Genomic DNA, 21518 nt, shown 5'->3' on the forward strand with positions numbered 1-21518 from the left:
GCGTCCTCAGCCGATCGCGTCGAGCAGCGTCGCGAGGTTCGCGGCGGGCTCGGTGAGCGTGAGCGTCAATACCGGGCGGTCGTGCTCGGCGAGCACGCTCGCGTCGCCCGAGGCCTGTGCTGCGATGAGCTGGCCGAACGTGAACGGCCGCTCGGGGATCGACAGGTCTTCGGTCGGGCGCTGCGTGAGCTGGAGGAACACGCCGACCGCGGGGCCGCCCTTGTGGAACTGGCCCGTCGAGTGCAGGAAGCGGGGACCCCAGCCGAAGGTGACCGGTCGTCCGGCACGCGCGGCCAGCGCGTCGCGCAGCTGCGCCACCTCGGGGTACGCGACGCGGTCCACGTACGCCTGCACGGAGAGGTAGCCGTTCGCCGGGAGCTCCTCGAGGAGCACGTCGATGGCGGAGCGGAGGTCGCTCGACGCGCCGATGACCTCGGGGGTGCCGCGCACCTCGATGCCCTCGGACACGAAGGCGGCGGGCGCCGGCTCGGGCCGCGCGTCGAGCAGGCCGCGGGCCGCGATCTTGGCGGACTCCACGTCGGGCTGGTCGAACGGGTTGATGCCGAGGATGCGGCCGGCGACGGCGGTCGCGTACTCCCACACCAGGAGTTGTGCGCCGAGGCTGCCGGAGACCCGGATCTCGCCGGTGTCGTGGCGCGAGAAGATCTCGTCGCCCGCGTCGTCGACGAGCCGCACGACCTGGAGGTCGTCGAGGTTCGCCGAGAGCTCGGGGGAGTCGACGTCGAGCACGACGGGCAGGATGCCGGTGCCCTCCTTGCCGGTGGACTCGGCGATCAGCTGCTCGGCCCAGTCGGCGAAGCCCACGATGTGCGTGCCGTCGGCGACGATCCCGAGCTTGTCCTTGAGCGGCGAGGTGGCGGAGATGGCTGCGCCGAGCACGAGGCCCGGGTTGGTCTCGCTGTCGATCGCGAGCGAGAGCTCGATCGTCTCAGCCTCGTCGAGGATCTCGGAGATGTTCACGCCCGCGAGGCCGGACGGCACGAGGCCGAACGCCGTGAGCGCGGAGTAGCGGCCGCCGACGGTCGGGTCGGCGTTGAACACGCGGTACCCGGCAGCCCGGGCCGACTCGTCGAGCGGCGAGCCCGGGTCGGTCACGACGATGATGCGCTTCGCGGGGTCGATGCCCGCATCGCGGAACGCCTGCTCGTACGCACGGCGCTGGCTGTCGGTCTCGACCGTCGAGCCGGACTTCGACGACACGACGAGGGCCGATGACGTCAGCCGGTCGGCGAGCGCGGCGCGGACCTGGCCCGGCTCGGTCGAGTCGAGCACGGTGAGGTGGGCGCGCGTCGTACGCGTGATGACCTCGGGGGCGAGCGACGAGCCGCCCATGCCGCCGAGCACGATGTGGTCGACGCCCTCGGCGAGCAGCTCGTCGCGCAGGGCCAGGATCTCGGGCACGAGCGGGCGGGAGACCGCCACGGCCTCGACCCAGCCGAGGCGCTTGGACGCCTCGGCCTCGGCCTCGGGACCCCAGAGGGCCCCGTCGAGCCCCGTGATGCCCGAGGCGACGCGGTCGGCGACGAGCTGGGGCACGGTGCGGCGCACGGCGTCGGCCGCCGCGCCGCTCACGGAGATGCGGAAGCTCATCGTGCCTCCTCCAGCGCGGTGCGCACGGTCTCGAGCAGTTCGTGCCACGAGACGATGAACTTCTCGACGCCCTCGCGCTCGAGCACGAGGGTGACGTCGTCGTAGTCGACGCCCACGCCCGCGAGCGCGTCGAGCACCTTGCCGGCGTCGGCGAAGGCACCGGTGACGGTGTCGCCCTCGATCACGCCGTGGTCGAACGTGGCCTCGAGGGTCTTCTCGGGCATCGTGTTGACGACGCCGGGCGCGACGAGCTCGGTGACGTAGAGGGTGTCGGGCAGCGCCGGGTCCTTGACGCCGGTGGACGCCCAGAGGGGGCGCTGGCGGTTGGCGCCCGCGTCGAGCAGCGCGACCGCGCGCTCCGATGCGAACTCCTCGAGGAACAGCTCGTAGGCGAGGCGGGCGTTCGCGACGCCGGCCTTGCTCTTGAGCGCGAGCGCCTCGTCGGTGCCGATCTCCGTGAGGCGCTTGTCGATCTCGGTGTCGACGCGCGACACGAAGAACGAGGCGACCGAGTGGATCGTCGAGAGGTCGACGCCGGCGGCCTTCGCCTGCTCGAGCCCGGTGAGGTACGCGTCGATGACGGCGCGGTAGCGGTCGAGGCTGAAGATGAGCGTGACATTGACACTGATGCCGGCGCCGATCGCGGCGGTGATCGCGGGCAGGCCCTCGAGCGTCGCCGGGATCTTGATCATGACGTTGGGCCGGTCGACCTTCTCCCAGAGCGCGTGCGCCTGGGCGATCGTCGCGTCGGTGTCGTTCGCGAGGTCGGGGGAGACCTCGATCGAGACGCGGCCGTCGTAGCCGGCCGACGCGTCGTAGACGGGGCGGAAGACGTCGGCCGCATCGCGCACGTCGTCGGTGGTGGTCTCGAACACCGCCGTGTCGACATCGGCGCCCGCGGCGGCGAGCTCGTGGAGCTGCGCCTGGTAGCCGTCGCCCTTCGAGAGGGCGCCCGCGAAGATCGTGGGGTTGGTGGTGACGCCGACGACGTTGCGCTCGGCGATGAGGCGTGCGAGGCCACCCGACGTGATGCGCCCACGCGAGAGGTCGTCGAGCCAGATGCTGACGCCGGCCTCGGAGAGGGCGGCGGTGGGGGAGGTGCTCATGGTGCTGGATCTCCTTCGTGCTCGGTCAGGACGACGCGAGCGATTCCTTCGCGGCGGCGACGACGGCCTCGGCCGTGATGCCGAACTCGCGGAACAGGGTCTTGTAGTCGGCGGAGGCGCCGAAGTGCTCGATGGACACGGCGCGGCCGCGGGTGCCGAGGTAGCGCTGCCACGAGAGGGCGATGCCGGCCTCGACCGAGACGCGGGCGGTGACGGATGCGGGGAGCACCGACTCGCGGTACGCGGCATCCTGCTGCTCGAACCACTCGAGGCTCGGGGCCGACACGACGCGTGCGCCGATGCCCTCGGCCGCGAGCTCGCCACGCGCGGCGAGGGCGAGCTGCACCTCGGAGCCGGTCGCGATGAGGATCACGTCGGGGGTGCCCGACGCTGCCTCGGCGAGCACGTACGCGCCCTTGCCGACGTTCGTCGCCGAGGCGAGCGTGTCACCGGATGCCTCGCCGTCGCCGCGCTCGAACACCGGGATGTTCTGGCGCGTCAGCGCGATGCCGGCGGGGGCGTCGCGGCGCTTGAGGATCTCGAGCCACGCGTGGGACACCTCGTTCGCATCGGCGGGGCGCACCACGGCGAGGCCGGGGATCGCCCGCAGCGTGGCGAGCTGCTCGATGGGCTGGTGGGTCGGGCCGTCCTCGCCGAGCGCGACGGAGTCGTGCGTCCACACGAAGGTCGACGGCACGCCCATGAGGGCGGCGAGCCGCACCGCGGGGCGCATGTAGTCGCTGAAGATGAGGAACGTGCCGCCGAAGGGCCGGGTCGGTCCGTGCAGCACGATGCCGTTGAGGATCGCCGCCATGGCGTGCTCGCGGATGCCGAAGTGCAGCACCCTGCCGTACGGGTTGCCGGCGAATTCGTGCGTCGACCACTCGGTGGGGATGAACGACGCCGCACCGTTGATGGTCGTGAGGTTCGACTCGGCGAGGTCGGCCGACCCGCCCCAGAACTCGGGGAGCTCGGCGGCGAGCGCGTTGATGACCTTGCCGGACGCGGCGCGGGTCGACACGTCGCTGCCCGCCTCGAACACGGGAAGCGCGGACTCGATGCCCTCGGGCAGCTCGCCGGCCTCGAGCCGGTCGAGGAGCGCCTTGCGCTCGGGGTTCGCCGCGGCCCAGGCGTCGAACGCCTGCTGCCACTCGGCGCGCTGCGCGGCGCCGCGCTCGAGCGCGCCGCGGGTGCGGGCGATCACGTCGTCGGCGACGACGAAGGTCTGCTCGGGGTCGAAGCCGAGCACCTCCTTCGTGGCGGCGAGCTCGGCCGCGCCAAGGGCGGAGCCGTGGATCTTGCCCGTGTTCTGCTTGCCGGGACTCGGCCAGCCGATGATGGTCTTGAGGATGATGATCGAGGGCTTGCCGGTCTCGCCCTTGGCGGCCTCGATGGCGTCGTGGAGCGCGGCGACGTCTTCGACGTACTCGCCGGTCTTCTTCCAGTCGACGACCTGCACCTGCCAGCCGTAGGCCTCGTAGCGCTTGGCGACGTCTTCGGTGAAGGCGATGTTGGTGTCGTCCTCGATGGAGATCTGGTTCGAGTCGTAGATCACGACGAGGTTGCCGAGCTGCTGGTGGCCCGCGAGCGAGGACGCCTCGCTCGTCACGCCCTCCTGCAGGTCGCCGTCGCCGGCGATGACGTACACGAAGTGGTCGAACGGGCTCGTGCCGGGTGCGGCATCCGGATCGAACAGCCCGCGCTCGTAGCGGGCGGCGTACGCGAAGCCGACCGCCGAGGAGAGCCCCTGGCCGAGCGGGCCGGTGGTGATCTCGACGCCGTCGGTGTGGCCGTACTCGGGGTGGCCGGGGGTCTTGGAGCCCCACGTGCGGAGGGCCTTGAGGTCGTCGAGCTCGAGGCCGTCGCCGGCCAGGTAGAGCTGCACGTACTGCGTGAGCGAGCTGTGACCGGCCGACAGGATGAACCGGTCGCGGCCGAGCCAGCGGTGGTCGGCCGGGTCGCGGCGCATGACCTTCTGGAAGAGGAGGTAGGCGGCGGGAGCGAGGCTCATCGCCGTGCCGGGGTGCCCGTTGCCGACCTTCTCGACGGCGTCGGCCGCGAGGACGCGGGCGGTGTCCACCGCGCGCTCGTCGATGGGGTCCCAGTGCAGAGTTGCCACGAGGTTGCTGTTCCTTCCGATCGTGACGGTGTGCGGGAGCAGGAAGGGCTCCCGACCCGCCGGATACACGACGGCGCGGTGGAGCCTGGCGACCGATCCGATCGGACGTCGCGAGACGGCACTGCGAATCCGCGCCGCCGGGCGCGCTGTGCTCAAGTATATGGATCCGGGGGGCACTGTGACGGGCTGTGACTCACACGCGCGCGCAGGCGATGTGAGGAGGAAAGGGCATTCCGGCGGCCGCGCGCAACGGGCATGGCCTAGAATCGAGTCCGGTCGCGCGGGGTCTGGACGAAACGTGCCCGCGCCCGGAAGAGGAACGATGCAGGCAATCGCAGAAGCCCGTGACACGCGACGGGCGACGGGTCTGCGGCGCAAGGTCGCCGCATACGTCGCCCTCACGAAACCGCGGGTGATCGAGCTGCTGCTCGTCGTCACGGCGCCCACGATGATCCTCGCGCAGGGCGGCCTGCCCGACCTGTGGCTGCTCGTCGCGACGCTCATCGGCGGCGCTATGAGCGCGGGCTCGGCGGGGGCGTTCAACTGCTACATCGACCGCGACATCGACCGCGTCATGAAGCGCACCAAGGGCCGCCCGCTCGTCACCGGCGAGCTCACCGACCGCGAGGCGCTCGTCTTCGCGTACGCCCTCGGCGTCGCGTCGATCGCCTGGCTCTGGGTCTTCACCAACTGGCTCGCCGCCCTGCTCTCGCTCGCGGCGATCCTGCTCTACGTCGTCTTCTACAGCCTCATCCTCAAGCGCCGCACCGCCCAGAACATCGTCTGGGGCGGCGTCGCCGGCTGCATGCCCGTGCTCATCGGCTGGGCAGCGGTGACCGAGAGCCTCAGCTGGACGCCGTTCATCCTGTTCCTCATCATCTTCCTGTGGACGCCGCCGCACTACTGGCCGCTCTCCATGAAGTACAAGGCCGACTACGCCGCCGCCGGCGTGCCCATGCTCGCCGTGGTGCGCGGCCGCGCACAGGTGGGCCTGCAGGTCATCCTCTACGCGTGGGCCACGGTCGCCTGCTCGCTCCTGCTCATCCCCGTGGCGGGCATGGGCCTCGTGTACTCCGCGGTCGCGCTGGTCACCGGCGGCTGGTTCCTCTACGAGAGCCACCGCCTCTACAACCTCGCGATCCGCCACGAGCAGGTCTCGCCGATGCGCGTGTTCCACGGCTCCATCGCCTACCTGTCGCTGCTCTTCCTGGCGATCGGCATCGACCCGCTGCTCCCGTTCTAGGGCAGCGTCAGCGGTCGGATGCCGCGCCGTCGGCGTCGCCGAGCACGATGTCGTCGGCGTGGCTCGCGTAGAAGGCCGATTGCCGCGTCATGATCTCGCGCATGTCGGCGGCCCTCGGACTGCCGTAGACCGTGCCGACGAAGTCGAGGCGCTGCTGGATCGCCTGGATCTCGTCGTGGCGCTCGGGCGGCAGGATCGCGGCAGGGTCGCCGACCGCCACCCACGAGATGGGCACGACCGCGCCCGGGTGGAGCCTCGTGTTCACCTGCACGACGCCGTTGATGCGCACCTCGGCACCCCGCCCGATCACCGCGCCCGGGAACACGGACGCGCCCGTCGCGAGGAACGCCTCGTCCTCGACGACCGCCCCGTTGACATGGGCGTGCGGTCCGATGAGCACGCGCTCGCCGATCACCGCGGGGTGGCCGGCGCGTCCGCGCACGAGGGCATGCTCCATGACGACGGACCCGTCGCCGATGCACACCTCGCCGTCCTCGGCGGTGAGCACCGCGCCGTACAGGATGCGCACGCCCGCGCCGACCGTGACGTCGCCGGAGACCACCGCGTTCGGTGCGACCGTGGCGCTCGGGTGCACGACGGGCCGCCGACCGCGGTGTTCGATGAGCATGTCAGCGGGCGGATGCCGCCAGCTCGGCGTCGTCCGTCGCGGCATCCGTCGTCGCCGGGCGCTTCAGGCGCATGACGAACACGGTCATGGCAGCGGCGAGCAGCGCCGCGAGCACCATGTGGAGCCCCACCGCGACGGGCGGGAGGCCGTTGCGGGCCTGGTAGAGGCCGACGCCGATCTGCACGAGCTCCACGGCGAGCAGCGCGACGGCCCAGCCGAGCGTGGGGAGGTGCAGGCGCCATGCGGCGACGAGCAGCACGATCGTCAGCGCGAAGAGGGCGTAGCCCGGCCAGGCGTGGACGTGTTCGAGCAGCTCCGAGTCGAAGCCCGTGCGCCCGGCGTCGGCGTCGCCCGAGTGCGGCCCCGACGCGGTCGTGAGCACGCCGAAGACGATCGAGACCGCGAGCACCGCGGTGGTCGCGTGCGTGAGCGTCGCGTACCAGCGCGGCACCGCGAGCTCCCGGGGGCCGGGCACGGTGCGAAGGCGCACGAGGAACGCGGCGGTGACGCACACGAGCAGGAGCGAGGCCACGTAGTGGAAGCCGACGATGAAGGGGTTCAGCCCGGTGAGCACCGTGATGCCGCCCACGACGGCCTGCGCGACGATGCCCAGCAGTACCACGAGCGAGAGCACCCAGAGGTCGCGGCGGCTGCGCCGCATCCGCCAGACCGACAGCACGACGAGCACGGCGATGATGCCGACGACGCCCGTCATGAGCCGGTTCCCGAACTCGATGATGCCGTGTATGCCCATCTCGGGCGTCGTGACGAGGGAATCGGCGGTACAGGTGGGCCACGTGGGGCAGCCGAGCCCCGAGCCGGTGAGCCGCACGGCGCCGCCCGTGCCGATGATGATCGTCTGCGCGAGGAACGAGAGCCACGCGAGCACGCGCACCCTGCGATCGATGACCTCGGGCAGCCACGCGGTGAAGCGGTTCACGCTCGTCGTTTCCTGATCCGGGTCGCGCTGGATCCGCGCTGGGACCGCGCTGGGAGTCGGGACCGAGGTCCCTGCGACCCTATAGACTTGATTGGTTGGCGGAGTCCGGCCCGCGTGCCTCGGCACACGGCGGATCCGACACCATTCTAGGTTCGCAACGAAGCCACCCGCACATCACCCCTCGACCGCAGCGGCACCTCGACCCGGCGGCGGGGGTGGGCCGGACTGATAGCCGGTGAGCGGGAGGAGAAGAGGGAGAGCATGACGGACGTACTGATCGACCGCCCCGAGCTGGAAGGCCTCGGCGTCTACGAGTTCGGCTGGTCCGACTCCGACGCCGCAGGAGCCTCCGCGCGTCGCGGCATCTCGCCCGAGGTCGTCGCCGACATCTCGGCCCTGAAGAGCGAGCCCGAGTGGATGCTCCAGCGCCGCCAGCGCGCGCTGCAGCTCTTCGAGCGCAAGCCCATGCCCACGTGGGGTGCCGATCTCTCGGAGATCGACTTCGACAACATCAAGTACTTCGTCCGTTCCACCGAGAAGCAGGCCCAGAGCTGGGAGGACCTGCCCGACGACATCAAGAACACCTACGAGAAGCTCGGCATCCCCGAGGCCGAGCGCCAGCGCCTCGTCGCGGGCGTCGCCGCCCAGTACGAGTCCGAGGTGGTCTACCACCAGATCAACGAGGAGCTCGAGCGCCAGGGTGTCATCTTCATGGACACCGACACCGCGCTGAAGGAGCACCCCGAGTTCTTCGAGGAGTACTTCGGCACGGTCATCCCCGCGGGCGACAACAAGTTCGCGGCGCTCAACACGGCCGTGTGGTCGGGCGGATCGTTCGTCTACGTTCCGCCCGGAGTGCACGTCGACATCCCGCTGCAGGCCTACTTCCGCATCAACACCGAGAACATGGGCCAGTTCGAGCGCACGCTGATCATCGCCGACGAGGGCAGCTACGTGCACTACATCGAGGGCTGCACCGCCCCGATCTACAAGAGCGACTCCCTGCACTCGGCCGTGGTCGAGATCATCGTCAAGAAGAACGCCCGCGTTCGCTACACGACGATCCAGAACTGGTCGAACAACGTCTACAACCTCGTCACCAAGCGGGCCACCGCCGCCGAAGGCGCCACCATGGAGTGGATCGACGGCAACATCGGCTCCAAGGTCACCATGAAGTACCCCTCGATCTTCCTCATGGGCGAGCACGCCAAGGGCGAGACGCTCTCGGTCGCGTTCGCGGGCCCGGGCCAGCACCAGGACGCCGGCGCGAAGATGATCCACATGGCGCCGTACACGCAGTCGTCGATCGTCTCGAAGTCGATCGCCCGCGGCGGCGGCCGCGCCGGCTACCGCGGCGAGGTGCGCATCGACGCGAACGCGCACCACTCGGCGAACACCGTGCGCTGCGACGCGCTGCTCGTCGACACCATCTCCCGCTCCGACACCTACCCGGCGATCGACATCCGCGTCGACGACGTGAAGCTCGGCCACGAGGCCACGGTCTCGAAGGTCAGCGAGGAGCAGCTCTTCTACCTCATGAGCCGCGGCATGCCCGAAGACGAGGCCATGGCCATGATCGTGCGCGGCTTCATCGAGCCGATCGCCCGCGAGCTGCCCATGGAGTACGCGATGGAACTCAACAAGCTCATCGAGATGGGCATGGAAGGATCGGTCGGCTAGGACATGACCGCCGCTACACAGAGCACAGCCATGCCCACCGCCGAGCAGCACGGCTTCCGCCCGCACTCCGACGGCGCCTTCGTGCCCGTGCAGACGCGCTCCGAGCGCTTCCGCTCGGTGCACGTCGAGGACTTCGCACCGGTGACGGGCCGCGAGCACGAGTGGAAGCTCTCGCCCGTCGCGGCCTTCGCCGACCTCACGGGCGGCGAGCTCGACGGCTCGCGCCTTCCGCTCGAGTCCACGGATGCCGCGGGCGTCGCGCTCTCGTGGATTCCGCGTGACGACGCCCGCATCGGTCGCACCGGCACCCCCGAGGAGCGCGCGTCGGCGAACGCCTGGTCGAGCTTCGGCGAGGCGCTCCTCATCGAGGTCTCCGGTGAAGACGAGAAGGTCGTGACCGTCACTCGCTCGGGCCTGGGTTCCACGCCCCGCGCCGCGCACACGGTCATCGAGGCGGCGCCGAACAGCCGCGGTCTCATCGTGCTGCGCGGCACCGGCGACGCGCGCCTCACCGAGAACGTCGAGATCGTCGTCGGCGAGGGCGCGAACCTCACCGTGGTCGCACTGCAGGAGTGGAGCGACGACTCGGTGCACCTCGCGAGCCACTTCGCGCGCATCGCACGCGACGCGAAGCTCAAGCACATCGTCGTCTCGCTCGGCGGCAGGGTCGTGCGGGTGAACCCCTCGACCCACCTCGCCGAGCAGGGCGGCGACATCGAGGCGCTCGGACTCTACTTCTCCGACGCCGGACAGCACCTCGAGCAGCAGGTGTACGTGCACCACGACGCACCGCACACCCGCTCGCGCGTGACCTACAAGGGCGCGCTCCAGGGCCAGGGCGCGCGCAGCGTCTGGATCGGCGACGTGCTCATCGGCAACGCGGCGGTCGGCACCGACAGCTACGAGCAGAACCGCAACCTCGTGCTCACCGACGGCACCCGCGCCGACTCCGTGCCGAACCTCGAGATCGAGACCGGCGACATCGAGGGCGCCGGGCACGCGAGTGCGACCGGCCGGTTCGACGACGAGCAGCTCTTCTACCTCATGGCCCGCGGGATCAGCGAGGACGAGGCCCGCCGCCTCGTCGTGCGCGGCTTCCTCGCCGAGGTCGTCCAGCAGATCGGCGACGCGGCGCTCGAGGAGCGCCTCATCGCCGCACTCGAAGCAGAACTGCAGGGGAGCTGACGTGGCATCCGTTCGTGTGTGCGGGGTCGAGGACCTCGCCGTCAATGAGGCATCGCGGTTCGTGCTCGAGGGCGTGCCCATCGCCGTCGTGAAGGATGCCGCGGGCGACGTGTTCGCCATCGGCGACACCTGCACCCACGGCGACATCTCGCTCGCCGAGGGCTTCGTCGAGGACGACACGCTCGAGTGCTGGGCCCACGGGTCCAAGTTCTCGCTGCGCACCGGCAAGCCGCTGACCCTCCCGGCCTACGAGCCGGTGCCCGTCTACCAGGTCGAGATCACCGACGGGGGCGTCTTCATCGACCCCGCCGTGAAGCTCGCCGTCTGACCTCCTCCGACCCCCACGACTTCCGGCCCCGCAGGCCGACGACCGAAGAGAGACACCGAACCACCATGTCCGTACTCGAGATCAAGAACCTCCACGTCAACGTCGAGACCGACCAGGGCACCCGCGAGATCCTCCGCGGCGTCGACCTCGTCATCAACGAGGGCGAGATCCACGCCGTCATGGGCCCGAACGGCTCCGGCAAGTCCACGCTCGCCTACACGATCGCCGGCCACCCCAAGTACCACGTCACCGAGGGCCAGATCCTCCTCGACGGCGAGGACGTGCTCGCGATGACCGTCGACGAGCGCGCACGCGCCGGCCTCTTCCTCGCGATGCAGTACCCCGTCGAGATCCCCGGCGTCACCGTCACCAACTTCCTCCGCACCGCCAAGACCGCGATCGACGGCGAGGCGCCCGCGATCCGCGGCTGGATCAAGGACGTGCGCGAGTCGATGTCGAACCTCAAGATGGACCCGGCGTTCGCCGAGCGCAACGTCAACGAGGGCTTCTCGGGCGGCGAGAAGAAGCGCAACGAGATCCTCCAGCTCGAGCTCCTGAAGCCCCGCTTCGCCGTGCTCGACGAGACCGACTCGGGCCTCGACGTCGACGCGCTCAAGATCGTCTCCGAGGGGGTCAACCGCGCCAAGGCGAACACGGGCCTCGGCATCCTGCTCATCACGCACTACACGCGCATCCTGCGGTACATCAAGCCGGACTTCGTGCACGTGTTCGTCGCCGGCCGCATCGCCGAGCAGGGCGGCCCCGAGCTCGCCGACCGGCTCGAGGACGAGGGCTACGACCGCTACCAGGTGGCGGAGACGGCCGCAGCCGAGTAGGCCGCGGGTAGAATCGCATCATGGTCACCTCACTGGCCCCCGAGCGCTACGACCAGGTCGAAGAAGCGCTGAAGGACGTCATGGACCCCGAGCTCGGGGTCAACATCGTCGACCTCGGGCTCATCTACGACCTCGGCTGGGACGACGAGCACGACGCGCTCGTCATCCACATGACGCTCACGAGCGCCGGCTGCCCGCTCACCGACGTGATCGAGGAGCAGACCGCCGAGGCGCTCGACGGCGTCGTCGACGCCTTCCGCATCAATTGGGTGTGGATGCCGCCGTGGGGCCCCGAGCGCATCACCGACGACGGCCGCGACATGATGCGGGCCCTCGGGTTCGCCATCTAGCCACCACCGACCGATCGACGAGCAGGTCCCGGATGCCGCGGCATCCGGGACCTGCTCGCGTTCGCCGTGCCGCGCCGTCGGACGCGCCATGCGAGCCGGAGGCCGGGCCTCAGGCGAGGTGCCGGCGGCGCAGGAGCGGCCCGATCGAGGGATCGCGTCCGAGGAGCGCCCGGATCGACTCGGCCGGGTGGCGGGAGCCGCCCGGGGCCAGGATCTCCGCGCGGAAGCGATCGCCGTTCTCGCGGGTCGCGCCGCCGTGCAGCTCGAACCACTCCATGATGTCGGCGCCGGGCACCTCGCTCCAGACGTAGGCGTAGTAGCCGGCGTCGTAGCCGCCGGCGAACACGTGGGCGAAGTACGTGCTCGAGTACCGGGGCGGGATGAGCGGGTCGTCGAGTCCCGCCGCCGCGAGCGCCGCCCGCTCGAACGCCGCGACGTCGTCGACCTCGTCGTCGGGGGACAGCCGGTGCCAGGCCTGGTCGAGCACGGCCGCGGCGAGGTACTCGGTCGTCGCGAAGCCCTCGCCCCAGCCGCGTGACGCGAGCAGGCCCTCGACGAGGTGCCGCGGCATCCGCTCGCCCGTCGCGTGATGCACCGCGAAGTGCTCGAGGACCTCGGGGCGCAGCAGCCACAGCTCGTTCACCTGGCTCGGCAGCTCGACGAAGTCGCGGAAGACGTTCGTGCCCGCGAACGAGGGGAAGGCGACGCGCGCGAGCAGCCCGTGCAGCGCATGGCCGAACTCGTGGAAGAGGGTCTCGGCCTCGTCGATCGTGAGCAGCGTCGGATCGCCGGCCGGCGGCTTCGGCACGTTGAGGTTGTTGACGACCACGGGCGATTCGCCCGTGAGCTCCGACTGCTCGACGAGCGAGCTCATCCACGCGCCGCCGCGCTTCGCGTCACGCGCGTACAGGTCGAGCAGGTAGAGGCCCACGGGCTCGCCGTCGTGCTCGGCGACCTCGAACACGCGGGCGTCGGGGTGGTGGCCGACGAGGTCGTCGCGCTCCCGGAACCGCAGCCCGTAGAGCAGCGTCGCCGCGTGGAACACGCCGTCGCGCAGCACCCGGTCGGCCTCGAGGTACGGGCGCATCGCCGCGAGGTCGACGTCGAAGCGCTCGGCCCGCACGCGGTCGGCGAGCAGCGCCCAGTCGGATGCCACGGGCTCGCGCAGCCCGTCGCGCGCCGCGATCGTGCGCAGCTCGCGGGCCTCCGCCCGGGCGTTCGCGGTCGCGGGCTCGGACAGCTGATCGAGGAGCGCCGCGATCGCCTCGGGGGTGCCGGCGGTCTGGTCGGCGGCCACCGCGGTCGCATGGTCGGGGAAGCCGAGCAGCCGGGCCCGCTGCGCCCGCAGCCGCACGATCTCGAGCAGGGTGGACCGGGTGTCGTGCGCGCCGCCGCGGCATCCGCGAGACCGCGACGCCGTGAACAGGCGGTCGCGCACCCGATCGTCGCGCAGGGCCGCGAGCGCGGGCTGGCCGGTGGGCAGCACGAGCGTCAGGAGCCAGCCGTCGTCGCCGCGCGCCCTGGCGGCCTCGCGCGCCGCGGCGACGCGCCCCGCGTCGAGGCCGTCGAGCCCGCGCTCGTCGTCGACGTGCACCGCGAGGTCGGCGGTCTCCGCCAGGAGGTGCTGCTGGAACGCTGTCGTGAGGGTCGACAACCGCTCGTTCAGCTCGGCCAGCACGGCCCGGCCGGCCTCGTCGAGGCCGGCGCCCGCGAGCACCGCGCGGCGATGGCGGCGCTCGATCAGGTACCGGGCTCCGGCGTCGAGGCCGAGCTCGTCGCGTCGTGCGTGCAGGGCGTCGACCCGGGCGTGCACGCGCGGATCGAGGAGGATCGCGTCGTGATGCGCGGCGAGGCGCGGCGCGAACTCCGTGTCGATCGCCTCGATGGCCGCGGTGGAGTCCGCCGAACTCGCGTTGGCGAGCACCGGGAGCACGCGTCGCAGCACCGCGCCGCTGCGCTCGAGGGCGGCCATCGTGTTCTCGAACGTCGGAGCCGCGGCATCCGTGGCGATCGCCTCGACCTCGGCCCGCTGCTCGCGCATGCCGAGCTCGATCGCCTCGCGGAAGTGCTCGGGCCGGATCAGCGCGAACAACGGCAACCCGAACGGCAGCGGACTCGGCTCGAGGAACGGGTTCGCGCGGTCGCCCATCCGACCACAGTAGACCGTGTCATGGCGGGGTCCGCGACCGTAGGCTCGGGGTATGCACGAATCGCCCCGAGCCCCATCCCGAGACGCCTACACCCACGGCCACCACGAGAGCGTGCTGCGGGTGCACGAATGGCGCACCGTCGACAACTCGGCGGCCTACCTGCTGCCGCACCTCAACGAGGGCATCACGATCCTCGACGTCGGCAGCGGACCCGGCACGATCTCGATCGACCTCGCGCGCCGCATCCGGCCCGGTCGGGTGATCGGCATCGACTCGGCCGCCGACGTCGTGGAGCGGGCCAACGGTCTGGCCCAGAGCGAGGGCGTCACGAACGCGGAGTTCCGGGTGGGCGACGCGTACGCCCTCGACTTCGACGACGACACGTTCGACGTCGTGCACGCCCACCAGGTGCTGCAGCACGTCGGGCGGCCGATCGACGCGCTGCGCGAGTTCCGCCGGGTGCTGAAGCCCGGCGGCGTCATGGCCGCCCGCGACGTCGACTTCGGCGGCGTCATCTGGAGCCCGCACTCGCCCGGCCTCGACCGGTGGCTGGCGCTCAACGCCGATGTCTACGCGTGGAACGGCGGCGAGCCCCACGCCGGACGGCTCCTGAAGTCCTGGGCGCGGAGCGCGGGCTTCGAAGAGGTCTCCGCGAGCGGGAGCGCGTGGGTGTTCTCGACCGATCTGGAGCGGGAATGGTGGGGCGGCGCGTGGGCCGAGCGCGCCGTGAAGTCGACGTTCGCCGCCCACGCGATCGAGTCGGGGCACGCGACGCACGCCGAGCTCGAGTCCATCAGCGCCGCCTGGCGGGAGTGGGCCGCCGATCCCGACGGGTGGCTGCTCATGCCGCACGGGGAGATCATCGCGCGAGCCTAGACGCGTCGCCGGCCGCGTCGCCCTCGGCGGTGCGACGTCACCAGTCCTCGTCGGCCGCGTCGCCCTCCGCCGCGTGGCCGGCGGGGGAGTCGCGCACGACCGTGCCGTCGTCGAGCTCGGCGATGGGCCGCCCCTCGAGCCAGGTCAGCGTCCAGTGCCGGCCCGCGCCGTCGGCCGCCGACGCCTCGGCGTCGGCGATGCGGCCGCGGAGCGTCGACGGGACGGACGCCGGCGGCTGCGCGCCGAACGCCCAGCGCGTGCCGAGCTGCATCAGGCGCTCATCTCGTAGGTGACCCACGTGGTGCGGGTGGCCAGCTCGTCGTAGAGCCGCTGCGCCTCGGTGTTGTCGGCGGCGGTGACCCAGCTCACGCCGCCGGTGCCGAGCTCCGCGGCGCGCTCGCGCACGTGCTCGATGAGCGCCCGGGCCACGCCCGACCGCCGGTGCGCCTCGTCGACGAACAGGTCGTCGAGCACGATCCCCACGCTCGCCGTGAGGGTCTGCGGGGCGGACCGGTAGTGCGCGAGGCCGATCGGCGTGCCCTCCTCGTCGACCGCGAGCAGGGCCTGCAGCGGGTTGGCCTCGTCGCGGAGCCAGTTCCAGACGATGAGCGCCTTGGCGTCGTCGAGGTCGGTCTCGTAGAAGCGGCAGTAGGCGTCGAACAGCGGCAGCCAGCCGAAGAAGTCGTCGTCGCCGGCCGGTCGGATCTCGGTGTGCATGGGTTCCCCTCTTCCCCGCTCCGGCTAGGCCGGTGCGACCTCGAGCACGACGTCGCGAACCGCGAAGTCGTCGGCCTCGGTGAAGCCGAGTTCGGCGATGCGGCCCACGGCGCGCAGGTCGTGCGCCGCGGTCTCGAGCAGCGCGATCGTCGCGGCGGGCGCCGCGATCGTCGCGCTCGCGACGGGCGTGCGCTGCGAGGCCTTCGCGTCGGTCTTGGCGCGACGGATGCCGGTGAGCGCGAGGCTCGCGAGCTCGAGGAGCTCGACGCCCGTCTCGTGGCGCGCCGCGAGCTCGTCGACGGTCGGCCACGTCGCGAGGTGCACGGACCCGTCGTTCGACCAGCGCCACGCCTCCTCGGTCGCGAACGGGATCACCGGCGCGAACAGGCGCAGCAGCACGCTCAGCGCGGTCTTCAGCGCGGCGACGGCCGACGCCTGCTCGGGGCTCGGCTCGCCGTACGCGCGCTCCTTCACGAGCTCGAGGTAGTCGTCGCAGAACGTCCAGAAGAAGGTCTCGGCGACCTCGAGCGCCCGCGCGTGGTCGTACGACTCGAAGGCGCGCGTCGCCTGCTCGACGACCACGGCGAGCTGGGCGAGCATGCTGCGATCGACGGGCACCGTGACCGCGGCATCCGCTCGGCCCTCGAAGCCGAGGATGAACTTCGCGGCGTTGAGCACCTTGATCGCGAGGCGACGGCCGATCTTCACCTGGGTCGGGTTCTGCGGGTCGAACGCCGCGTCGGTGCCGAGGCGCGAGGATGCCGCCCAGTAGCGCACCGCGTCGGACCCGTGCTGCGCGAGGAGCCCCGCCGGGGTGACCACGTTGCCCTTCGACTTCGACATCTTCTTGCGGTCGGGATCGACGATGAAGCCCGAGATCGCGGCGTTCGCCCACGGGGTGACCCCGTGCTCGAGCTCCGCGCGCAGCGTGGTCGAGAACAGCCACGTGCGGATGATGTCCTGGCCCTGCGGACGCAGCGAGTACGGGAACACGAGGTCGAAGAGCTCGGGGTCGCGCTCCCAGCCGGCCGCGAGCTGCGGCGTGAGCGACGACGTCGCCCAGGTGTCCATGACGTCGTGCTCGCCGATGAAGCCGCCGGGCTCGCCGCGCTGCGCCTCGTCGTAGCCGGGCGCCGCGGTGGACGAGGGATCGACCGGGAGCATCTCGCGCGTCGCGACGATGGGCTCGTCGAAGACGGGGTTGCCGTCGCCGTCGAGCGGGTACCACACCGGGATCGGCACGCCGAAGAAGCGCTGGCGCGAGATGAGCCAGTCGCCCGAGAGGCCGCCGACCCAGTTCTCGTAGCGCACCCGCATGAAGTCGGGGTGCCACCCGATCTCGCGGCCGCGCCCGAGCAGGCGCTCCTTGAGGTCGGCGTCGCGCGCGCCGTTCACGATGTACCACTGTCGCGTCGACACGATCTCGAGCGGGCGGTCGCCCTTCTCGAAGAACTTCACGGGGTGCGTGATCGCCTTGGGCTCGCCGACGAGGTCGCCGGAGGCGCGGAGCTGCTCGACGACGGCCTGCTTGGCCGAGTACGCCGTCTTGCCGGCGAGCTCGGCGAACGCCGCCCGGCCGGCCTCGGTCGTGATCGCGTCGGGCGCCTCGGCGACGATGCGGCCGTCGAAGCCGATGATCGCGCGATTCGGCAGGTCGAGCTCGCGCCACCACACGACATCGGTGACGTCGCCGAAGGTGCAGATCATGGCGATGCCCGTGCCCTTGTCCTTCTGGGCGAGGTGGTGGGCGACGACCGGCACCTCGACGCCGAACACGGGCGTGGTGACCGTCGTGCCGAAGAGCGGCTGGTAGCGCTCGTCGTCGGGGTGCGCCACGAGCGCCACGCAGGCGGGGATGAGCTCGGGGCGGCTCGTCTCGATCTCGACGGTGCCCCCGTCGGGACGGTGGAACCCGACCCGGTGGTAGTGGCCCGGCTGCTCGCGGTCCTCGAGCTCGGCCTGGGCGACGGCGGTGCGGAACGTCACGTCCCACAGCGTGGGCGCGAGCGCCTGGTACGCCTCGCCGCGCTCGACGTTGCGCAGGAACGCGAGCTGCGAGGTGAACAGCGCCTCGTCGGCGATGGTGCGGTAGGTCTGGGTCCAGTCGACCGAGAGGCCGAGCTGGCGGAAGAGCTCCTCGAACTGCTGCTCGTCCTCCACCGTGAGTCGCTCGCACAGCTCGATGAAGTTGCGCCGGCTGATCGGCACCTGGTCTGCGGCCTTGGTGCTCTTGCCGTCGCCGCCCGCGAACGGCGGGGTGAAGGCGGGATCGTAGGGCAGCGACGGATCGCAGCGCACGCCGTAGTAGTTCTGGACCCGTCGTTCGGTCGGCAGGCCGTTGTCGTCCCAGCCCATGGGGTAGAAGACGCTCCTGCCCCGCATGCGCTGGTAGCGCGCGACGAGGTCGGTGTGGGTGAACGAGAACACGTGGCCGATGTGCAGGGAGCCGGAGGCGGTCGGCGGCGGGGTGTCGATCGAGTAGATGCGCTCGCGCGTGGCGGAGCTGCGATCGAACCGGTAGACGCCGTCGCGCTCCCACGCGTCGCCCCAGACGGATTCGAGGCCTTCGAGAGCGGGCTTGTCGGGAATGCGCGCGGTGTCGGTCATGATGCTCCGGTTCGATATCGACGGCACCGTGTCCGTGGTGAGGTGCCTGAATGTGTGACGATCAAGCCTACCGGCCGGGCCCGCGTCGGGAGAATCGGGGGTTGTGCCGGGTTGCGGCGCGTCCTAACCTGACGCCGTGCCCGTCGGCGCTGGGCGCTCGGGAGCGCTGGGACTCCGTCGAGGCGGCCCCCGGCGTCGTCGTCTCGTGGTCGTCCTGCTGGGCGTGTCGCTCGCGGTGTCCGCGATGGCCGGCTGCAGCCAGTCGCAGCTGCCGGTCGTCAGCACGGCCGAGCTGGTGCGGCCGCTGCGGGCGAAGCTCACCGAGCCCGGCGACCGCGGGGCCGTCGCGCTCGTGACGGCCGACGAGTCCCAGGCGGCGTACGACGGGGCGGATGCGGCATCCGTCTTCGAGATCGGCTCGATCACGAAGGCGCTGACGGGCCTGCTGCTGGCCGAGGCCGTGCGCCGCGGCGAGGTGGGACTCGACGACGAGCTCGGGAGGTACCTCGACCTCGGCGCGTCGCCCGCGGCATCCGTCACCCTGATGCAGCTCGCCACCCACCACTCGGGCCTGCCGAGCCACCCGCCGGTCGTGCCTGGCGTGGAGCCCTTCACCGAGACGCTCGACGAGCTCCTGGCCGAGGCGCGCGAACTGCCCGTGACACCCGGGCAGCCGTACCTCTTCAGCGACATCGGCGTCGCCCTGCTCGGCCACGCGCTCGCCGCGGCGGCGGGCACCGGCTACGCCGAGCTGCTCGAGCAGCGCGTGCTCGAGCCCGCCGGCATGTCGGATGCCACGGTGCCGGCGAACTTCGACGAGCTCTCGGACTCGTACGTCGGCGGCCTCACCGGCGCCCGCCACCCGGCGGAGCCGTTCGTCGGAGAGGCATGGGCTCCGTCGCTCGGCGTGCACGCGACACTCGGCGACCTCGTCGCGCTCGCCCAGGCCGTGATCGACGGGCCGTTCTCCGACAGCGCCGCGCTCGATCCGACGGGCGCGGTCGGCAACAACCGTCGCGAGCAGCTCGGCTACTTGTGGCAGATCCGGCCCATGGAGAACCGCCCCATGCAGCACCGCACGCTGACGGGGCACGACGGCCTGACGTTCGGGTTCACCAGCGTGCTGCAGATCGACCGCGAGGACGGCACGGCGGTGATCGCCCTCGTGAACCGCGCCGAGCGGATCGACGGGATCACGCCGCAGCTCTTCGCGTTCCTCGACACGCTCTGAGCGACCGGCGCCGCAGCGTCCGCAGCGTCCGCAGCGTCCGCCCTAGGCGTCCGCCCGCACCACGTCTGCCTGCTCGGGCTCTCCGACCTCGGGTGCGTGACGCATGCGCGCCGCGGCGACCGCGGAGACGAGCGTCGCGATCGAGAGGAAGGCGAGCACGACGCCCGGGTGCCACCAGACGTAGCCCGTGGCCTCGCCGAGGATGACCGTGACGAAGGGGATGAACCCGCTCACGGCGGCCGCGACCGCGTACGCGACCGAGAGCGCCGAGTAGCGGTAGTGGTCGACGAAGAGGTCGTTCATGAGGCCGCCGAGCGCCGCCCACGACATGGTCGGCAGGATGCCGCCGACGATCATCGTGCCCACGAGCACGGGGAAGCTCGCGAACTGCAGCAACCAGTACATCGGGAAGGTGATGAGCAGCGTGCCGAGCGCGCCCCACGCGACGACCTTCGCCGAGCCGATGCGGCTCGCCCACGCGCCGAACAGCGGGATCGTGACGAGCTGCAGCAGGCCGCCGATCGTGGTCGCGACGAGCAGGTCCTGGAAGCTGAACCCGAGCGTGCCGATGCCGTAGTTGATCGTGTACGTGTTCATGAGCGAGTACGAGCCGATGCCGAGCAGCGCCGCGCCGAAGGCGACGAGGAGGGCGAGCGGCTGCTTCGCGAACATCGTCGCGAAGGGCACCCGGTCGCGACGATGCTCCGCGACCACGGCCTTGAAGACGGGCGTCTCGTCGATCGCGAGGCGGAGGTAGAGCGAGACCGCAAGGAGCGGGATCGCCAGCAGGAACGGGATGCGCCAGCCCCATGCGGCGAGCTCCTCGGCGGGGAGGGCGAGCGTCATGACGATGAACACGACCGCGGAGAGGATCGAGCCGACGGGGGAGCCGAGCTGCGGCACCGCCGCGTAGAACGCGCGCTTCACCGGTCCGGAGTGCTCGGTCGCGAGCAGGATGGAGCCGCCCCACTCGCCGCCGAGCGAGAGTCCCTGCGCCACGCGCAGCAGCACCAGCAGCACGGCGCCGAGCCATCCGGCCTGCGCGTAGGTGGGCAGCAGGCCGATCAGGCCGGTCGCGACGCCCATGATGCCGACGGTCCACAGGAGGGTCGCGCGGCGTCCGAGCCGGTCGCCGAGGTGTCCGAAGATCGCGGCGCCGAGCGGACGCACGACGAACGCGACGCCGATCGTGGCGAACGCGGCGAGGGTGCCGCCGAACTCGCCGAGCGGGTCGAAGAAGAGGGGGCCGATGAAGTACGCGGAGAAGTACGCGAAGACGTAGAAGTCGAACGATTCGAGCGACGTGCCCACCATCGACGCCCAGGCGACCCGTCGGGTGGGGATCGCGGAGTCGGTGGGGGAAGGGGCGGAGGCTGTGCTGGTCACGAGGGACCATCCTGACACCCGCTGAGCGACCCGACAAGCAACTTGTTCTACTAGAAATAGAACAATAGGCTGAAGTGTGCTCATCCGCATCGACCCGACCCGCCCGACGCCGCTGCACGAGCAGCTCACCTCGAGCATCCGGGCGTCGATCGTCGACGGGCGGCTCGCGGGCGGCGAGCGGCTCCCGGCGGCGCGCGAGCTCGCGGCATCCGTCGGGGTGAACATGCACACCGTGCTGCGGGCCTACCGGCAACTGCGCGACGAGCAGCTCATCGAGCTGCATCGGGGGCGGGGTGCGGTCGTCGCCGTGCGCATCGGGGGGCACGGCGCGCTCGCCGGGGCGATCCACGACCTCGTCGACGAGGCGACGGCGCACGACCTCCCCGAGGCGGCGCTCCTCGAGCTCATCAGCGAGGCGTACCGCTGGTCGCCGAGCGGTCCCGGTTCCGGCTCCGGTTCGACTCCCGGCGTGCGGCGCGCGGCGCCGACCCGGTAGTCTGGAGGCACAGGCGTCGATCCGGCCAT

19 protein-coding genes are annotated in these 21518 nt (G+C 71.3%); 9 read left to right on the forward strand and 10 right to left on the reverse strand.

Annotation, left to right across the window (positions count from 1 at the left end; genetic code table 11):
- Positions 1–6 precede the first annotated feature (6 nt).
- Genes EDM22_RS07935 through tkt form a run of 3 tightly spaced genes read right to left on the reverse strand, consistent with a single transcriptional unit; the run spans position 7 to position 4836 of the window.
- Positions 7–1611 carry a glucose-6-phosphate isomerase gene (locus EDM22_RS07935; RefSeq protein ID WP_122936527.1) on the reverse strand — a complete coding sequence of 535 codons (1605 nt, stop codon included), beginning with the start codon at positions 1609–1611 and terminating at the stop codon, positions 7–9.
- Positions 1608–2717: a transaldolase gene (gene tal / locus EDM22_RS07940; RefSeq protein WP_122936528.1), complete on the reverse strand. Its 1110-nt coding sequence runs from the start codon at positions 2715–2717 to the stop codon at positions 1608–1610. Before tal ends, EDM22_RS07935 begins: the two co-directional genes overlap by 4 nt.
- 25 nt (positions 2718–2742) lie before the next feature.
- Complete coding sequence (gene tkt / locus EDM22_RS07945; RefSeq protein WP_122936565.1) at positions 2743–4836, reverse strand: transketolase; 2094 nt, start codon at positions 4834–4836, stop codon at positions 2743–2745.
- Positions 4837–5158: 322 nt separating this feature from the next.
- Between tkt and EDM22_RS07950 the strand changes: the two genes are divergently transcribed.
- A complete protein-coding gene (locus EDM22_RS07950) occupies positions 5159–6079 on the forward strand; it encodes a heme o synthase (protein ID WP_122936529.1) in 921 nt (306 codons plus the stop codon).
- Between the two features lie 7 nt (positions 6080–6086).
- On the opposite strand, the gene EDM22_RS07955 is transcribed toward EDM22_RS07950, so the two are convergent.
- Both EDM22_RS07955 and EDM22_RS07960 read right to left on the reverse strand, forming a co-directional pair.
- Positions 6087–6707, reverse strand: coding sequence for a gamma carbonic anhydrase family protein (locus tag EDM22_RS07955; protein WP_122936530.1), 621 nt, complete (start codon positions 6705–6707; stop codon positions 6087–6089).
- 1 nt (position 6708) lies between these two features.
- Positions 6709–7647: a COX15/CtaA family protein gene (locus EDM22_RS07960; protein WP_122936531.1), complete on the reverse strand. Its 939-nt coding sequence runs from the start codon at positions 7645–7647 to the stop codon at positions 6709–6711.
- 261 nt (positions 7648–7908) lie between these two features.
- On the opposite strand from EDM22_RS07960, the gene sufB reads away from it, so the two are divergent.
- The 5 genes from sufB to EDM22_RS07985 all read left to right on the forward strand — a co-directional run bounded on the left by sufB (position 7909) and on the right by EDM22_RS07985 (position 12026).
- On the forward strand, positions 7909–9327 hold the full coding sequence (gene sufB / locus EDM22_RS07965; protein WP_122936532.1) for a Fe-S cluster assembly protein SufB: 1419 nt from the start codon (positions 7909–7911) through the stop codon (positions 9325–9327).
- A gap of 30 nt (positions 9328–9357) precedes the next feature.
- Entirely contained in the window at positions 9358–10512 is a 1155-nt protein-coding gene (gene sufD, locus EDM22_RS07970; protein WP_122936533.1) for a Fe-S cluster assembly protein SufD, read from the forward strand.
- A 1-nt stretch (position 10513) separates the two neighbouring features.
- Positions 10514–10840 carry a non-heme iron oxygenase ferredoxin subunit gene (locus EDM22_RS07975; RefSeq protein ID WP_122936534.1) on the forward strand — a complete coding sequence of 109 codons (327 nt, stop codon included), beginning with the start codon at positions 10514–10516 and terminating at the stop codon, positions 10838–10840.
- 65 nt (positions 10841–10905) lie between these two features.
- A complete protein-coding gene (sufC, locus tag EDM22_RS07980; RefSeq protein WP_122936535.1) occupies positions 10906–11676 on the forward strand; it encodes a Fe-S cluster assembly ATPase SufC in 771 nt (256 codons plus the stop codon).
- A gap of 20 nt (positions 11677–11696) precedes the next feature.
- On the forward strand, positions 11697–12026 hold the full coding sequence (locus tag EDM22_RS07985) for a metal-sulfur cluster assembly factor (protein WP_122936536.1): 330 nt from the start codon (positions 11697–11699) through the stop codon (positions 12024–12026).
- A 109-nt stretch (positions 12027–12135) separates the two neighbouring features.
- Here EDM22_RS07985 and EDM22_RS07990 read toward each other — a convergent pair whose 3' ends face one another.
- Complete coding sequence (locus tag EDM22_RS07990) at positions 12136–14175, reverse strand: M3 family metallopeptidase (RefSeq protein ID WP_122936537.1); 2040 nt, start codon at positions 14173–14175, stop codon at positions 12136–12138.
- A 52-nt stretch (positions 14176–14227) separates the two neighbouring features.
- Here EDM22_RS07990 and EDM22_RS07995 point away from each other — a divergent pair, with 52 nt between their 5' ends.
- Positions 14228–15052: a class I SAM-dependent methyltransferase gene (locus tag EDM22_RS07995; RefSeq protein WP_122936538.1), complete on the forward strand. Its 825-nt coding sequence runs from the start codon at positions 14228–14230 to the stop codon at positions 15050–15052.
- A 37-nt stretch (positions 15053–15089) separates the two neighbouring features.
- On the opposite strand, the gene EDM22_RS08000 is transcribed toward EDM22_RS07995, so the two are convergent.
- From EDM22_RS08000 to valS, 3 genes are read right to left on the reverse strand one after another with little or no spacing between them, the layout of a single operon-like run.
- On the reverse strand, positions 15090–15323 hold the full coding sequence (locus EDM22_RS08000; RefSeq protein WP_122936539.1) for a hypothetical protein: 234 nt from the start codon (positions 15321–15323) through the stop codon (positions 15090–15092).
- The gene (locus EDM22_RS08005; protein WP_122936540.1) at positions 15323–15769 is read right to left on the reverse strand and encodes a GNAT family N-acetyltransferase; all 447 of its coding nucleotides are present in this window, start codon (positions 15767–15769) and stop codon (positions 15323–15325) included. Before EDM22_RS08005 ends, EDM22_RS08000 begins: the two co-directional genes overlap by 1 nt.
- 24 nt (positions 15770–15793) lie before the next feature.
- Complete coding sequence (gene valS, locus EDM22_RS08010; protein ID WP_122936541.1) at positions 15794–18376, reverse strand: valine--tRNA ligase; 2583 nt, start codon at positions 18374–18376, stop codon at positions 15794–15796.
- 136 nt (positions 18377–18512) lie between these two features.
- Here valS and EDM22_RS08015 point away from each other — a divergent pair, with 136 nt between their 5' ends.
- Positions 18513–19607 (forward strand): serine hydrolase domain-containing protein, encoded by a 1095-nt coding sequence (locus tag EDM22_RS08015; RefSeq protein ID WP_138708047.1) that lies wholly within the window; start codon positions 18513–18515, stop codon positions 19605–19607.
- 42 nt (positions 19608–19649) lie between these two features.
- On the opposite strand, the gene EDM22_RS08020 is transcribed toward EDM22_RS08015, so the two are convergent.
- Positions 19650–20993 (reverse strand): MFS transporter, encoded by a 1344-nt coding sequence (locus tag EDM22_RS08020; protein WP_245989273.1) that lies wholly within the window; start codon positions 20991–20993, stop codon positions 19650–19652.
- A 76-nt stretch (positions 20994–21069) separates the two neighbouring features.
- Here EDM22_RS08020 and EDM22_RS08025 point away from each other — a divergent pair, with 76 nt between their 5' ends.
- The gene (locus tag EDM22_RS08025; protein ID WP_122936544.1) at positions 21070–21489 is read left to right on the forward strand and encodes a GntR family transcriptional regulator; all 420 of its coding nucleotides are present in this window, start codon (positions 21070–21072) and stop codon (positions 21487–21489) included.
- Positions 21490–21518: the final 29 nt, after the last annotated feature.

This window comes from Agromyces tardus, assembly GCF_003710805.1.
GTDB lineage: Bacteria > Actinomycetota > Actinomycetes > Actinomycetales > Microbacteriaceae > Agromyces > Agromyces tardus.